This window comes from uncultured Sphingomonas sp. (assembly GCF_934560975.1).
In the GTDB taxonomy this organism is placed as follows: domain Bacteria; phylum Pseudomonadota; class Alphaproteobacteria; order Sphingomonadales; family Sphingomonadaceae; genus Sphingomonas_I.
The window spans coordinates 1-15,355 of record NZ_CAKTFO010000014.1; the positions used below are offsets into that span (position 1 = coordinate 1).

At 65.7% G+C, this 15,355-nt stretch carries 14 protein-coding genes and 1 tRNA gene; 6 read left to right on the plus strand and 9 right to left on the minus strand.

What is annotated here, in order from left to right; translation table 11 throughout:
* Positions 1–47 precede the first annotated feature (47 nt).
* Complete coding sequence (locus Q0D93_RS09840; protein ID WP_294393397.1) at positions 48–1,508, minus strand: ATP-binding protein; 1,461 nt, start codon at positions 1,506–1,508, stop codon at positions 48–50.
* Positions 1,509–2,030: 522 nt separating this feature from the next.
* Here Q0D93_RS09840 and Q0D93_RS09845 point away from each other — a divergent pair.
* The 5 genes from Q0D93_RS09845 to Q0D93_RS09865 all read left to right on the plus strand — a co-directional run bounded on the left by Q0D93_RS09845 (position 2,031) and on the right by Q0D93_RS09865 (position 4,864).
* Complete coding sequence (locus Q0D93_RS09845) at positions 2,031–2,315, plus strand: hypothetical protein (RefSeq protein WP_294393399.1); 285 nt, start codon at positions 2,031–2,033, stop codon at positions 2,313–2,315.
* The gene (locus Q0D93_RS09850) at positions 2,312–2,623 is read left to right on the plus strand and encodes a hypothetical protein (protein ID WP_294393400.1); all 312 of its coding nucleotides are present in this window, start codon (positions 2,312–2,314) and stop codon (positions 2,621–2,623) included. The genes Q0D93_RS09845 and Q0D93_RS09850 overlap by 4 nt, the downstream gene beginning before the upstream one ends.
* A 283-nt stretch (positions 2,624–2,906) precedes the next feature.
* Positions 2,907–3,458, plus strand: coding sequence for a hypothetical protein (locus Q0D93_RS09855; RefSeq protein ID WP_294393401.1), 552 nt, complete (start codon positions 2,907–2,909; stop codon positions 3,456–3,458).
* Between the two features lie 91 nt (positions 3,459–3,549).
* A complete protein-coding gene (locus Q0D93_RS09860) occupies positions 3,550–3,807 on the plus strand; it encodes a hypothetical protein (RefSeq protein WP_294393403.1) in 258 nt (85 codons plus the stop codon).
* The gene (locus Q0D93_RS09865; protein WP_294393404.1) at positions 3,800–4,864 is read left to right on the plus strand and encodes a hypothetical protein; all 1,065 of its coding nucleotides are present in this window, start codon (positions 3,800–3,802) and stop codon (positions 4,862–4,864) included. Before Q0D93_RS09860 ends, Q0D93_RS09865 begins: the two co-directional genes overlap by 8 nt.
* 17 nt (positions 4,865–4,881) lie before the next feature.
* Here the strand turns inward: Q0D93_RS09865 and Q0D93_RS09870 are convergent.
* The 6 genes from Q0D93_RS09870 to Q0D93_RS09895 all read right to left on the minus strand — a co-directional run bounded on the left by Q0D93_RS09870 (position 4,882) and on the right by Q0D93_RS09895 (position 11,082).
* A tRNA-Glu gene (locus Q0D93_RS09870) sits at positions 4,882–4,957 on the minus strand.
* 37 nt (positions 4,958–4,994) lie between these two features.
* Positions 4,995–6,761: a single-stranded-DNA-specific exonuclease RecJ gene (gene recJ, locus Q0D93_RS09875; RefSeq protein ID WP_294393406.1), complete on the minus strand. Its 1,767-nt coding sequence runs from the start codon at positions 6,759–6,761 to the stop codon at positions 4,995–4,997.
* 41 nt (positions 6,762–6,802) lie between these two features.
* Positions 6,803–7,801 (minus strand): inorganic phosphate transporter, encoded by a 999-nt coding sequence (locus Q0D93_RS09880; protein WP_294393408.1) that lies wholly within the window; start codon positions 7,799–7,801, stop codon positions 6,803–6,805.
* 9 nt (positions 7,802–7,810) lie between these two features.
* Positions 7,811–8,923, minus strand: a complete 1,113-nt coding sequence (locus Q0D93_RS09885) for a DUF47 family protein (protein ID WP_294393597.1) — start codon at positions 8,921–8,923, stop codon at positions 7,811–7,813.
* Positions 8,924–8,976: 53 nt separating this feature from the next.
* Positions 8,977–10,161, minus strand: a complete 1,185-nt coding sequence (argE, locus tag Q0D93_RS09890; protein ID WP_294393409.1) for an acetylornithine deacetylase — start codon at positions 10,159–10,161, stop codon at positions 8,977–8,979.
* 162 nt (positions 10,162–10,323) lie between these two features.
* Positions 10,324–11,082 carry an SDR family NAD(P)-dependent oxidoreductase gene (locus tag Q0D93_RS09895; protein WP_294393411.1) on the minus strand — a complete coding sequence of 253 codons (759 nt, stop codon included), beginning with the start codon at positions 11,080–11,082 and terminating at the stop codon, positions 10,324–10,326.
* Positions 11,083–11,158: 76 nt separating this feature from the next.
* On the opposite strand from Q0D93_RS09895, the gene pepN reads away from it, so the two are divergent.
* Positions 11,159–13,759: an aminopeptidase N gene (gene pepN, locus Q0D93_RS09900; RefSeq protein ID WP_294393413.1), complete on the plus strand. Its 2,601-nt coding sequence runs from the start codon at positions 11,159–11,161 to the stop codon at positions 13,757–13,759.
* Between the two features lie 64 nt (positions 13,760–13,823).
* Here the strand turns inward: pepN and Q0D93_RS09905 are convergent, their stop codons facing one another.
* Both Q0D93_RS09905 and Q0D93_RS09910 read right to left on the minus strand, forming a co-directional pair.
* Positions 13,824–14,420 carry an ABC-type transport auxiliary lipoprotein family protein gene (locus tag Q0D93_RS09905; RefSeq protein WP_294393416.1) on the minus strand — a complete coding sequence of 199 codons (597 nt, stop codon included), beginning with the start codon at positions 14,418–14,420 and terminating at the stop codon, positions 13,824–13,826.
* Positions 14,420–15,355 (minus strand): MlaD family protein, encoded by a 936-nt coding sequence (locus Q0D93_RS09910; protein ID WP_294393419.1) that lies wholly within the window; start codon positions 15,353–15,355, stop codon positions 14,420–14,422. Before Q0D93_RS09910 ends, Q0D93_RS09905 begins: the two co-directional genes overlap by 1 nt.

Genomic DNA, 15,355 nt, shown 5'->3' on the forward strand with positions numbered 1-15,355 from the left:
CCGGCTCGCCGCCAACTTCCTCGGCAGCATCCATCTCGCCGCCGCCATCATGTGGTGGTTGTGAGTCCCAGCCCTAGGCCGTGGACGAAGGTCAGGCGGTCAGCGACGGTCGCCGATGCCTCAATGATATTAGAGAGGGTAACGTCCTCCAATAGGGAGGCAAGTTCGGCTAGCTTGTTTTCTGGCAGCTTGATGACGTGTTCTAATACTGAGCGTAGTTCGGTTGGGTTGCGCTCGATAACCTGGCGGAGAAGTTCGAAGTTGAACCTGCGTGCAGTGGCCGGCAGCGCGTCGTAGTCCTGGATGTGGTCCTTTACGGAGACGGCCACGAGATCGAAAACCTGCCGCTCGGTTTCCTGTGCGACGGTTAGTGCCTCCGTCTCGTAGGGGTAGACCTTCTCCTCCTTCCATTTCTGGATGACGGATCGCGTGTCATTGACGCGACGCTTCCGGTAAAAGGCTTTCGTCAGGTCTTTCGCTTGTTCGAGGATGTCGGCGACGTTGCTGTCGAGGCCGTCGACGTCGATCAGGTTCTGCTCGGCTAGTGCAGCGAAGTAGTCGGAACGGATGTATCCGACGAAGTCGAGACCAGGGACATGGAAGCGAGGATTGCGCTCTGCCAAGGGGAAGCCCTCGGCATCGCACAGATATATGCGGCGCTCGCTCCGCACGGCCCATTCGACAATGTCATATTCGACCGCGAAGGTCCGCTCGCCGTCTACGATGGGATCCAACGTGAACGGCTCGACGGAGACGATGTAGGTTTCGGGCCGTATGAGGGTTCCGCGGAAGTTTATCTCCACGTCGCGATACTGGTTCAGGTAGAGGGCGAACTTCTCTCCGATCCGGTTTAGGGCGTCGACATTCATCAGAGCGCGGGTTGGCGGATTCAGCTCTGTAACGCGGACTGTAACCCCCGTGGGGCGCGAGGTCTTTTCAGGCGCGTCCGAGATGATCAGATCGGTAGGATCATCGGCGATCAGTCGGGCAGTGTAGGAGAAGTGCTGATCGCCGTCCGCGTAGGTAATGGTCCACCCAACCACGCGTCCGAGCGAGAGCGCCTTGAACCGCCCCTGGCCGTCCTTGCCGTGCAGGAAGCGGCCCTGCTTCTTCGACAGCCGGGATGAGCGCTTCCAGGAGTCGCCTAGACGCTTGAAGCGCCCGACGATCTGGTCGAAGGGGATGCCTTCGCCGTTGTCGGCCACTACGATCGCCGACATCGACTGTAAAACATCGAACTCGGTTGTGACCGTCACACGACTCGCGTCGGCGTCGAGGCCATTCCATATCAGCTCGGACACCGCATCCAGAGGATTCGTCGATGCGAAGCGCGTGAGGTGGTGTGCCGTTAGCTCTATCTTATGATGGGTCATATTCGACGATGGTCTCGCTTCCGCCACGACGCTACAATGGTCGGTATCGATCGTCGATGCTCCAAGAATACGACCGAAGAAATGACCGTGCCGGAAAGCCCAGTGCTCTTTGGTGGCATCGTCAGCATCGCGCACATTGGGTCAGCCATGCCGTAATGAGCGAAGCGATGAGGAGACAGGAGGCTGCCGCTTTCCAGCTCTGGATCGACTCGTCGGCGCAGAACCGCGAGGGGTAAGCCACAGCCTGCTGGTCAGCAAAAAGAAGATGGTCCGCAGCTTGCCGTCGAAATGGCGGCGGGACGGCCGGTCCATGTCAGGTCTAGCGGGCGCTGAGGTGGTCGCGCAGGATCAGGCGGATTGCCTCTGGCCGGGAGGGCTGAGGTTCTTGCTGACCTATCCAGGCATCAAGGGCAGTAAGTTGGTCAGGCTGTAAACGAACGTTCACGCTCTCGCCACGTCCCGTGGCGGGACGGCCTCGTTTTTTTGTGGCACCCGGAATTGACATGGTTAATTAGGGGTGCCACAAAAGACGAGCCGACGCAAGGATTAGGCCCCTCGCGCCGGCTCTGACCGCAACCGATCCTATGGAGATCGATCATGGCTACAGCCGCCCTTAGCAGCGCACATCATGCCCGCGCATCTGAAAAACATCCTGACATGGCTGCCCGCCGGGTCGCCGCAAAGGAGCAGACCGAACGCGAGCAAGTCGCGCGCGAGGTCGTTCAAAGCTACCGGATCAACGATGTCACCGCTTTCGGCGGCCTGGACGATCGCGAGGGGTCGGCGGAGCTGTTCGGCGAAGTCCATGCCTTGCTGGTGGCGCTGGAAAGCAGCCTCGATCAGGATCACGGACCACTCAACAATGCACTTACCGTGCAGGCGATGCGCGGTTTGGCGCGCCTGACTGCGTTAGGCGCCATGCTCGGGAGACTGGCGGCATGAGCGTCATGGGACCAATCAGTGCTGGTCTGACCAGCTTCCAAACTTTCGAAGGGCTCACGCCTTTTCCCGGCAGCACTCCAGTGGAGGCGGCTGTTCCAATCCTCGCTGCGGCACGCGGCGTTGCTGGCACGCTGGCGGCGGCATTTCGCGCCGAGAAGGCAGACGACGAGTTCGACCTGCTCAGCGGCGTCGTGAAGGCGCAAGCCATGGAAGGCATCGATCTGCTGATCTCCCTTGCAGAGTTGATGCTGAACGAGGCCACCACAATCGATGCGAGAGCCCATCAAGGGTGGGGCGGTGAGGCATGAGCGCACCCAAACTCCTTCGTGGGATAGGGATGATTGCGACGCATCTCCGGATCAGCACCCGGCATACAGCGCATCTCATTCGATCGGACATGCTGCCAACGTTCCGCATGATCCGAGACACAGCGCCCCACGCAACAGTGGGCGGGCTGGATGAATGGCGAGCGCTATCTTTAGCCGGCGTGCCCGCACCAGAGGCGGTGCATGCAAGCGAGCAGAGAAGAAAGTTACATGCCTTTGTAGATTGCGCTTGCGCGCTTTCTACAAAGGCATGTAGAAAGAACGCATGAGCGATTTGGCCCCATCGTCACCTCCCCGCCTCGACGAGCCGATCGTTTCTTATGGACGGGCGCTTGCACTCGTCTCGATGGGTGACCGCCAGTTTCGCGCTGGGTTGGATCGCCGTGTGCTGCCATTCGGTGCTCGGACTGAGAGTGGCCGCTGGAGTTTCACCCTCCGGGACCTGTTCGGACTCCTAATTAGCGATAGCCTGATAAAAGAGTCGTTCGTGCCGATCGCAGTAGCTGGTGCAGCGGCGAAGCAGTTTTCGCCAGTTTTGGAATTATTGCTCGAAGACATGAGGTATGTCCGTGAGCAAAAAATACCCGCCGCCGAAGTATCACGCACTCTTCGCAACTTATTGATTATGGCAGACAGCGCATCTCCGGATCCTATTGTTTTTCTAGAATCTGGAGGAGAGTGGCACACTATAGATGGTAAGTTCAGACATAATCACAATGGATATCCACCGCCCTACACTGTGCTGAACTCAGGCCGCGTAATGTCGCGTTTGCTAGAATTTGCGCAGGCAGTGGCCACTGAGGAGGATCCCTCTTGACCTTTTCGGATAAAATTGGACAGGCGGCTGTGCGTTTCTCGTTGGAGAGTTCAGAGCGCACCGCGGGCACGATCGTGCTTGTTCGCCAGCAATGCGCGCCACGCTGATGGCCTCGGCTCAGCTCCCCAATTGGCCAGCCCGGCTCAGCGAGGATCTGAGCGCGGCCTATCTTGGCGTCAGCAAGACCACGTTCCGCGAAGGTTGGCAGGACGGCCGTTATCCAAAGCCGGCCAAGGAAGGTCGCCGGGTGCTGTGGTCACGTGTCCAGCTCGATCGCTTCGTGGAAGCTCAATTCGGCATCGTCTCCGACAATGACGAGGATGGCAGCTGGGGAGATTTGCGTGGGTAGGACGGAGCTGCCGGGTCTGTGCACCAAACACGGTCGCCTCTACTTCCGCCGCAAGATCGGTGGGCGCGACACCTATATTCGCTTGCCTGCGCTGGACGATCCGCGCTTCGCGGAAGCCTACGCCAAGGCGGCTCGACCGGACGCGGTCCGGAAGCGCCCTAGCGCTGGCACGATCGGGGCCCTTGTGGCCGCGTATCGTCTCAGCAGTGCCTACACGACGATCCGTGCAAAGAAGACGCGCGAGAACACGACGCGCTACTTGAGCATGATCGAAGAAGTGCACGGGCATCGCAGCGTTGCGGGCTGCCGCCGAAGCGACGTGAACCGGATGCGCGACGCTTACGCGGAGATGCCGGGCAAGGCGAACAACTGGCTTGCCACCTTCCGCAAGCTCATGGCGTTCGCGGCGGACAACGACTGGCGTCGGGACAACCCGGCCGCCGGCATCAAGCCGCTCGACATTGGAGAGCAGGAGCCGTGGCCGGCCGATGTGCTGGAGCGAGCCCTAGCGACCGCCTTGCCCATGATGCGGCTGGCGATCGTCACCGGGCTGTGCAGCGGTGCCCGCATCGGCGACTGCATCAAGATGCAGCACGGCTGGCATGATGGCCGCATCATGCAGCTGCGCACCGGCAAAAACAGTGCTGACGTGGCAATACCCATGCACCCGTTCTGGCTGGACGAACTGGGCAAGCTGCCGCGCTGTAGCGTGACGTTGCTCTACGATCGCGCGGGCAAGCCGTTCAGCGAGCCCAAGATCGTGCAGGAACGCATGCGACGGCTGATGGCGGAGATCGGCTCCCCGACCTACCTCAGCAATGGCAAGGCCCGGCTCTACAGCTTTCATGGCCTGCGGAAGAACGCCGCCTGCTACCTGGCCGAGCTTGGCCTGAGCGATACCGAAATCGGCGCGATCTGCGGAATGACTCCTCAGACGGTGCGCCATTACACCAAGCGCGCTCGCGCCCTGATGATTGCCCGTGGAGCCGCAGAAACGATCATGCGGGGGGACGTCATCCCGCTAAAAGGGGGACGCTCCCCCGGAGGGGCTAAATAAATGCAACGAAATCAGGATGGTGACCCCTACGGGAATCGAACCCGTGTTTCAGCCGTGAAAGGGCCGCGTCCTAGACCGCTAGACGAAGGGGCCATCCGGACGGCCCGCTTAGGGGGGTCGCAACGGTTCGTCAATCCGCCCAGGCCGCATCATCGACATGAAGTTCCGCTTTTCCGCTGCCAGACCAACTGTCGATCTTGGCCCGGCCGGCCAGCCACAGCCGCCGGTGGGGTCCCGCGCCGAGCAGGGCTTGCCCCAATTCGGTGTCCGCCTGGCGAAAGGCGATGGTCTTGATCGAGCGGCCGTCGTCGCCCGCCACCACCGCACGGACGTGGCCGTTGCCGACAATGTCCGCCTTGATCACCCGCACCGGCCCGGCCGCCACGCGCGGGCTCGGCCAGCCCGCGCCATAGGGGCCGGCCGCATCCATCGCCTCAACCAGCGAAGCCGCCACGCCGCCGCACGCCAGCACGGCGTCGAGCAGCAGGGCGCGATCCTCCCGTGCGCGCGCCACGTCCTCGCCGAGGCGTTGGTCGAGAAAGTCCGCCAGCGCATCGATCCGGGCTGCGTCCACCGTCAGCCCCGCCGCCATGGCATGTCCGCCACCCGCCACCAATAGCCCCATATCCTTGGCGGCCAGGATCGCCGCGCCCAGGTCCACGCCGCTGATCGAGCGGCCGGAACCCTTGCCGATCCCCTGCTCGTCGGTCGCGATCACGATGGCGGGACGGCCGAGCCGTTCCTTGAGCCGGCCCGCGACGATGCCGATCACGCCGGGGTGCCAGCCCGCGCCGGACACCACTATCACCGCGCGATTGCCTTGCGCCGCCGCCAGGTTCTCGGCGGCCTCGGTCACCGCCAGCTCGATGGCGCGCCGTTCTTCATTGTAGCGGTCGAGTTCGGCGGCGATCGCCTCCGCCTCCGCCGGATCCTCGGTGGTGAGCAGACGGACGCCGAGGTCGGCGCGCCCAACCCGCCCGCCGGCATTGATCCGAGGCCCCAGCGCGAAACCGAGATCAGTGCAGGTCGGCGCATCGGCCAGCCGGGCCGCACGGGCGAGGGCGGCGAGGCCGGGATTGCGCGCCTGCCCCATCACCTTCAATCCCTGCGTCACGAAGGCGCGATTGAGCCCCCTCAGTTGCGCCACATCCGCCACCGTGCCCAGCGCCACCAGATCCAGCAGGTCAAGCAGGCGCGGCTCGGGACGGGTGGCGAACCAGCCGCGCCCGCGCAGCAGCCGCACCACCGCCGCGCCCAGCAGGAACGCGACACCGACCGCGGCGAGGTGGCCGTGCGCCGCGCCTTCCTCCGCCTCGTCCAGCCGGTTGGGGTTCACCACCGCCAATGCGCGCGGCAGCAGGGTCGCGCATTTGTGATGATCGACCACGATCACGTCGACGCCCTCGGCCGCCGCCATCTCCAGCGCCTCGAACGCCTGCGCGCCGCAATCCACCGTGACGATCAGGTTGGCGCCGCCGCGGGCGATCCGCACCAAAGCCTCGCCGCTCGGACCATAGCCCTCCATCAGGCGATCGGGGATATAGGCCTGCGGATCGAGGCCGAGCCCGCGCAGCAGCCGGACCAGCAGCGCAGCCGATGTGGCGCCGTCCACGTCATAGTCGCCGAAGATGGTGACCGCCTCGCCCCGCTCCACCGCCGCGACGATCCGGGCGGCGGCGGCATCCATGTCTCGAAACACGGAGGGGTCGGGCATGAAGCCGCGGATCGTGGGGGTGCGATGCTGGTCGATCGCCTCGCGCGGCACGCCCCGCGACAGCAGCAGTTGCGCGACCAGATCGTCGTTGGAAAAGCCGTCCTCCCCTCCGTCCCCCGCTTTGCCCCGCCAGCGCCAGGGCTGGCCGAGGATGGAACGGGAGACGGACAGGACGGAACGCATGCCACCCTAGATAGGCGACCCGTGACCCGGCGGGAATCCCCTCAGAACAAACGCGTCAGTTCGTAGAAGCCGGCCGCCACCAAAGCCGCCGCCGGCAGGGTGACGATCCACGCGACGACGATGCTGGACGCGACGCTCCACCGCACCGCCGACATCCGCCGCGCCGCACCGACGCCGACGATCGCGCCGGTGATGGTGTGGGTGGTGGACACGGGGATGCCGCCGAACGTGGCGAGGAACAGAGTGATCGCGCCACCGCTTTCCGCGCAGAAGCCCTGGTGCGGAGTCAGGCGGGTGATCTTCGACCCCATCGTGTGGACGATCCGCCAGCCGCCCAGCAGCGTGCCGATGCCCATCGCCGCCTGGCAGGACAGCACGACCCACAAGGGCACGTGGAAGCCACCCTCCAGCAGCCCCTGCGAATAGAGCAGGACCGCGATGATCCCCATCGTCTTCTGCGCGTCATTGCCACCATGGCCAAGCGAGTAGAGCGCCGCCGACACCAATTGCAGCTTGCGGAACACGCCATCGGCATAAGCGGGCGTCTGGCGCACGAACAGCCAGCTGGTGATCAGCACCATCACCAGCGCCAGCAACAGGCCGATCAGCGGCGACAGGAAGATCGCCGCCACCGTCTTGCCCACGCCTGACCAGATCACGGCGGACAGGCCCGCTTTGGCAGTGCCGGCGCCCACCAGCCCACCGATCAGGGCATGGCTGGAGGAGGAGGGAATGCCCAGGATCCAGGTGATCAGGTTCCAGCTGATCGCCCCCATCAGCGCGCCGAAAATCACCTGCGCATCGATGATCTCGGCCGACACGATGCCCTTGCCCACCGTTTCCGCCACATGGAGGCCGAAGACGAGAAAGGCGATGAAGTTGAAAAAGGCCGCCCACAGCACCGCCACCTGCGGGCTGAGCACGCGGGTCGACACCACGGTCGCGATCGAATTGGCCGCGTCGTGCAGGCCGTTCAGAAGGTCGAACAGCAAGGCGACAGCGATCAGGCCGATCAGCATCGGAAATGCGATATGCACCATGACAGGCGATCAGGCGTGGTCGAGAACGAGACCCTGGATCTCGTTGGCGACATCCTCGAACCGGTCCACCACCCGTTCCAGATGGCTGTAGATTTCGCGCCCGACCACGAAGTCCATCGGGCGCTGCACTTCCGTCGCGGCCTTGAAGATCGCGCTCAGCCCCGAATCGTGGATCTCGTCGGCATGACCTTCCAGCTGGATCAGCCGCGCCGTCAGCTCCAGGATGCGGCTGGCATTGTCGCCGATGGAGCGGAGCAGGGGCATCACCTCCGCCGTGACGCGCGCCGCCTCGACGATGATGCCGCTCATGTCGCGCATCTGTGGCTCGAACCGGTCGAAGCCGTAGAGCGCGATCGCCTTGGCCGTCTGGTTCATCTGATCGATCGCGTCGTCCATGGACGCGATCAGCCCGGTGATGGCGGTGCGGTCGAACGGCGTGATCAGGATACGGCGCACATCCTGCAGCACGTCGCGGGTGATGTCGTCGGCGACATGCTCCTGATCGTGGATCTCCTTGATGTGGAGGGTCACGTCGGGGCCGCCGTGCAGCAAGCGCGCGAGCGCATCGGCGCCCCCCACCAGGGTGGTGGCGTGCGCCTCGAACTGCTCGAAAAACCGGCCCTGCTTCGGCATAAGCGCCTGGAACCAGCGCAACATAGGTAAAGTCTCCCCTTGCCGGCGCGCCCATGACAAGAGCCGCTCGCGCCGTCTAGAGGGACGTTGCACGCGGAAGCGGGCGATAAGATGGCTGAGATCGGCTTCGTGCACCGCCGCGGCGGCATCGGACAGGTCGAACCAGCGGGTCTCGCGCTCATGCTGTTCGGGCCAGTGCGCGGCCTGATCGACCACGGCAAACGGAAACACCGCGACCTTTGCCCGCTTGCTCCGCCCATCCGCTTTTTCCTTGCGATAACGGTAGCTTCCAAGAGGCGTGGGGCAAGCGATGCCGCTGATCCCGGCCTCCTCGAACGCTTCCTGCGCGGCGGATTCGTGATGGGTCAGACCCCGGATCGGATTGCCCTTGGGCAGCACCCAGCGGCGCGTATCCCGACTGGTGATCAGCAGCACGCAAACCCGGCCATCATTTTCTGTCCGGTATGGCAAAGCTGCAACTTGTCGGATGGATAAACTCCTTTTCTCTATTCTATACTATCCCTGTCGATCTGGAAATCACGTTAACGGGCCAGCATTTCAGCCAGTCGCAGCATGAACGCTGCCCCATGCTCCATTTGGGCGTGGGTGACATATTCATCCGGCTGGTGCGCCTGCTCGATCGATCCGGGGCCGCAGATCACGGTGGAAAAGCCCGCCTGCTGGAACTGCCCCGCCTCCGCCGCATAGGGTACCACGCGCGGCGGACCATCGCCCCCCGCCAGCGGGCGCGCGATCCGCTCGGCCGCGCCGTCCGGCTCCGGCGCGAAGGACGGGGTGAGCGATCGGCGCTCCACCCGCACGCCTGTGTCCGGGAAGCGCGCCTTCATCTCCCCGTCCAGCCGCTCCGCCTCGGCCAGGAAGGGTTGCAGCACGGCTTGGGGATCCATCCCCGGCGGGCAGCGCAGGTCGAACAGGAAGGTGCATCGCCCGGCCAGGATGTTGACCGCCGTTCCGCCCTGAACCTGCCCGATCGTGAGCGTGGCGTGCTTCGGGACAAAGGGCGATGCGGGATCGCCCTCCTGTTCCAGCCGTGCGGCCAACAGGGTCAGGTCGTGCATCAGCCGCACCGCCATCATGTTGGCGGACAGGCCGAGATGGGTCAGGCTGGAATGCGCCTCATGCCCGGTCACCGTGACGATGTAGGAGGTGATCCCCTTGTGGCCGTGGACCACCTCCATGTTGGTCGGCTCGCCCACGATCACGCCCGCCGGACGCGGGAGGTGCGCCGCCATCTCCGCGATCATTGCCGGCGCGCCCAGGCAGCCGACCTCCTCGTCATAGGAGAAGGCCAGGTGGACCGGTCGCGCCAGCCGCCCCGCTTCGGCAAAGAGCGGCGCGGCGGCGAGGGCCAGCGCCAGGAACCCCTTCATGTCGCACGTGCCGCGTCCGTGGAGGCGGCCGTCCCGCTCGCTGAGCACGAACGGGTCGCTGCTCCACGCCTGTCCGTCGACCGGCACCACATCGGTATGGCCGGACAGCACGACGCCGCCTTCCGCCATCGGCCCCAGCGTGGCGTAGAGGTTGGCCTTGCGCCCGTCCGCGCTGGGGATGCGGGTGGAGGCGATGCCGAGGTCGGCCAGCACCCCCTCGACATGACTGATCAGGACCAGGTTGGAATTGCGGGAGGTGGTGTCGAACGCCACCAATGTGGCAAGGGTCGCGATGGCATCGCGGGTGAGGTCGTGGGCGGACGGAAGCGCAGGCATGGACACAGGCTAAACCATGCGCGGGCCGGAACAAGGCCGGCCGTTTTCCGGACACACTTCGCCGTGGGACAATATGCGGCGGCTGGACTCGGGTTGCGCCGCGCTTAGTCTGGCTGCGGGCGCCGACTCACGCAGACTCCGGTCGGCGCCCGCCTCGCCCCCCTACAATGCGGCGGACAGGCCTTCGCGAAAGCTGGGAAAGGCCGGTCGCCAGCCGAGCAGGCGCCTGGCCTTGCCATTCGCGACCCGCCGATTCTCACGATAGAAAGCGCGCGCCGCCGGCGACAGATCGGGATCGTCGGGCGCGATCAGCGCGGGAAGCGGCCAGCCCGCGCGGGCGCAGACCCATTCGATCAGCGCATTCTGGGAGGCGGGCTCGTCATCGGCAAGGTTGTAGGCTCCGGCCGGTCCGCGCGCGCTCGCCGCCACTACCGCCGACACGATGTCGGCCACATGCACCCGGCTGAATACCTGGGTGCGGAGCGCCACGCGATGCGCCTGCCCCTGCTGCAGCCGCTCCACCACCGACCGGCCCGGACCATAGATGCCGGGCAAGCGGAACACCCGCGCGCCAAGGCCGAGCCAGGCACGATCGGCGGCGATCCGCTCTGGCCTGCGCCCGTTCAGCGGCGCTTGCTCATCGACCCATGCGCCGGCCGCATCGCCGTAAACGCCGGTGGAGGAGAGGTAGCCGATCCAGCCGACCCGTTCGATCGCGGCGCCATACCGGTCCAGCACCGCGTCGTGGCCCGCTTCCGGCGGGGCGCTGGACAGGACATGGCTGGCGCGGGCGAGTGCCGCCGCAACCTCCTGCGGATCGGCATGGCGGCCGAACGCGTCCACATCCCAGCCCTCCCGCCGCAATCGCGCGACGAGATGGCCGCCGACATAGCCGGGACCGAACAGAACCAAGCGGGCCATGCATCTCCTTCGCCACAGACTGCGCGCCGGAGGGTTTGGGCTGGCCTCCACCGCGACGACACCATACATGCCCGTAATGCCAGATGCAGCCTCTGCCGACCTGACCCCGCCCGCCCTGATCCGGCGCGAAGATTATCGTCCGCCCGACTGGCTGGTGCCTGAGGTCGCGCTCGACTGCCTGCTCGATCCGCTCGCCACCCGGATCACGGGGCGGCTCACGGTGCGCCGCAACGGCGCACACGGCCATCCGCTGCGCCTCAACGGCGATGGCCTGGCGCCGGTCGCGGTGCGGATCGACGGCGAGGAGGCGCGCGATGCGTGGCGGATTGACGGCGCAGACCTGGTGATCGACCTGCCCGGCGACGACCATCTGGTCGAGACCGAGGTGGAGATCGCACCCGCCAGCAATTCCAAGCTGATGGGCCTGTACGAATCCAGCGGCCTGCTCTGCACCCAGTGCGAGGCGGAGGGTTTCCGCCGCATCACCTTCTTCCCCGATCGGCCGGACGTGCTCAGCCGCTACACGGTGCGGATGGAGGCGGATCGTGAGCGTTTTCCCGTGCTGCTCGCCAATGGCGATCCGGTCGATGGGGGCGATGCCGCCGATGGACGGCATTATGCCCTGTGGCGCGATCCGTTTCCCAAGCCGAGCTACCTGTTCGCGATGGTCGCGGGCGATCTGGTCGCCAATCGTGACATCTTCACCACGCGTTCGGGACGCGATGTGGAACTCGGCATCTGGGTGCGGGCCGAGGATCTGTCCAAGACCGCGCATGCGATGGAGAGCCTGAAGGCGTCCATGGCATGGGACGAGCGTGTCTATGGCCGTGAATATGACCTCGCCATTTTCAACATCGTCGCCGTCAGCGATTTCAACTTCGGCGCGATGGAGAATAAGGGCCTCAACATCTTCAACTCGCGTTACATCCTGGCCGATCCGGATACCGCCACCGATGCCGATTACGACGCGATCGCGGCGGTGGTGGCGCATGAATATTTCCACAATTGGTCGGGCAATCGCGTCACCTGCCGCGACTGGTTCCAGCTGAGCCTCAAGGAAGGCTTCACCGTGTTGCGCGACCAGCAATTCTCGGCCGACCTGGGCAGCCCGGCGGTGAAGCGGATCGAGGATGTCCGGGCGCTGCGCGCCGGGCAGTTCCCGGAGGATGCCGGCCCGCTGGCGCATCCGATCCGGCCGGAATCCTTTATCGAGATCAGCAACTTCTACACCGCCACCATCTACAACAAGGGGGCTGAGGTTATCCGCATGATGCGGGAGATGCTGGGCGAGCCCGGCTTCCGCGCCGGCACCGATCTGTATTTCGAGCGGCATGACGGTCAGGCCGCCACCTGCGAGGATTTCGTCCGCGCGATGGAGGATGCGACCGGCCATAACCTCGGCCAGTTTCGACTGTGGTACAGCCAGGCGGGCACGCCGCAGGTCAAGGCCGTGCTGGACTATGACGCGCCGGGCGGACGCGCGCGGCTGAAGCTCCGCCAAACGGTGCCGCCCACGCCGGGGCAGCCGGCCAAGCAGCCGGTGCCGATCCCGCTCAGGGTCGCGCTGCTGGGCGATCGCACCGGCACGCCGATGGGTGGCGAACGGCTGGTGACGCTGGATGCGGACAGCGGCGAGGTGCTGTTCGACGGGCTGACCGAGCGGCCGGTGCTGTCGATCAATCGCGGCTTCTCCGCGCCGGTCATCCTCCACACCAATCGCAGCCCTGCGGACCTCGCCTTTCTGTCGGCCAACGATGACGATCCCTTTGCCCGTTATGAGGCGATGCAGCAGCTGATGCTCGACACGCTGATCGGCAGCGTGGCCGGCAACCCCGCCGATCATGCGGCAGTGATCGCCGCGGTGCGCGACACGCTCGCCAATCCCGATCTGGATGCCGCCTTTGTCGCCGAAGCCGTGCTGCTGCCGTCCGAGGCGCTGATCGGCGACCAACTGAGCGAGGTGCGCCCCGACCGGATCGCCAGCGCGCGGGAAGCACTGCGCCGCGATCTCGGCCGCACCCTGATCGACAGCTGGCGCGAGGCTTATTCCGCCAACCGCGCCGGCCATTTCGAATATACGCCCACGGCCAAGGGCGCGCGCCGGCTGCGCACGGTGGCTTTGGGCTATATCGCCGCAAGCGGAGCGGCGGACGCGCAGGCGCTCGCCTGGGAGCAGTTCGCGCAGGCCGACAACATGACCGATCGTCAGGGTGCGCTGGGCGTGCTCGCCAACGGGGATTCACCGGAGCGGGCGCAGGCGCTGGAGGCGTTCTACGATCGCTATCGTCATGATCCGCTGGTGTTGGACAAGTGGTTCAGCGCGCAGGCGCTCTCGACTCGCGACGACACGCCCGCGGCGGTGCAGGCGCTGGCCGAACATCCGGACTTTACCATCGGCAATCCCAACCGGCTGCGCGCGCTGGTGGGGGCATTCGCGCTCAACCAGCGGGCGTTCCACGATCTGGAGCAGGGCGGCTACCGCTTCGTCGCGGACATGATCCTGGCGGTGGACCCCAAGAATCCGCAAAGCGCCGCCCGGCTGGTGCCCGCGCTCGGCCGGTGGCGCCGCTACGAGCCGGTGCGCGCGGCGGCGATGCGGGGCGAACTCGAACGGATCATGGCAGCACCGTCGCTCAGCAAGGACGTGCTGGAACAGGTCTCCCGAAGCCTCGATTGAGGCAGCCCCGGGCCCGGGCTCCCGCGCGTGCGGGAGTACCGGTTCACCCGGCAGGACGCAATCTTCAGCGCGAGCCCACCCAGTCGGCCACCTCGGCCGCGACCTGGTTGGCGGCCTGGTTGATCCCGGCGGCGACCACGGCCCCCTCTTCGGAGGCGACGGGTGCGCTGGCGGAGAAGCGGCGGGCCTCAAGGCGGTCGCTGCCCTCACGCACGATGGTGGCATCGAACACCACCATCGCGGTCCGGTTCGCCGCGTCATAGCCGAAGCTGGACAGCTGGCCCGACAGGCGCGTGTTCGGCGTCACCGCCAGCAGGCGCGGATCGGGCACGACCCGGCCGGTGCGGGCCGTGATCGTCTCCGCCAGCAAAGAGCGGAACAGGATTTGCGGCGCGGCGGTCCAGCGTTCCTCGCGCAGATAGGCGATGCCGTTGGTGCCGTCGCTCACCAGCACCCGTGGCGTCACCAGCGCGGGAATGGCGGTAAGGGGAGCCACGGCCACCGTCTGCGCATCACCGGCGACCCGCGCGGGCCCCGCCGCCAGCGGGCTGGCCGGCGTCAGCACCAGCAGCCGGTCGGGCGTCTTCGGGCCCAGGCTGATGCAGCCCGACAGCGGCAACGCCGCGGCCAGGGCGAGGAAGGTATAATGGATCGTCTTCATCACTTCCTCGGCTTGTAGTCGGGCAGACGCTGGCCACCCAGCAGGCCACCGGCGCCACCATTTTCGAAACGGCTGGACACGGCCTGCAACGATGACGCGGTATCCGCCAGGTCACGGATCAGCTGGTTCGCGGCCGGCACGGTCTGAGTCGAGATCGCCTTCAGGCCCGGCCGCGCATCGTTGATCGCCGAATCCAGATTGGCCATGCTATGCTTGGCCGACCCGATCGCATCGTTCAGGTTGGTCAGCAGCGGACCGATATTCTGGTTGGTGGTGGCCGCCAGCTTGCCGAATTGTTCGGAGGCGGCACCGGCCTGACGGATGGCGACCCGCGCCTCCGCCAGCGTCGCGGCGATGTCGTCGCTACGCTCGGCGAGCGAGCCCGAAATCCGGTCGAAATTGGCGAGGATGCCGGTGATCGACCGCTGATTCTGCGGGTTGAGCAGGTCGGTGACGCGCTCGGTCAGGGTGGTCAGCCGGTCCAGCAGGGCCGGCGCATTGTTGAGCAGCGCGCCGAGCCCGCCCGTCTTTGGCGGGATCAGCGGCTCACCGAACGGCCCCGGCTGGTCGATCGGGGGCGCGCCCTGCACTGCGCCGTCCAGGTTGATCTGGCTGACGCCGGTGAAGCCGACGCCCGCGATGGTGGCGGTCGTGCCCTGCAGGACCGGCGTGTCTTCCTTGACGGAGATGCGGACGCGGATCAGCTCCGGCTGGTTTGGCATGATCGCGATTTCCTCAACCTTGCCGACCGGCACGCCCGAGAAGGTGACCGCCGAACCCTTGGCCAAACCGTCCACCGACGATTTGAACAGGATGTCGAACCTCTTGTCATTGGTGCCGCCAAAGCCGGCCAGCCACACGGTGAAGGCGAGCGCGAGGGCCACCAGCACCAATACGACGCCGCCGACCAGGAGGTGGTTGGAACGGTTTTCCAT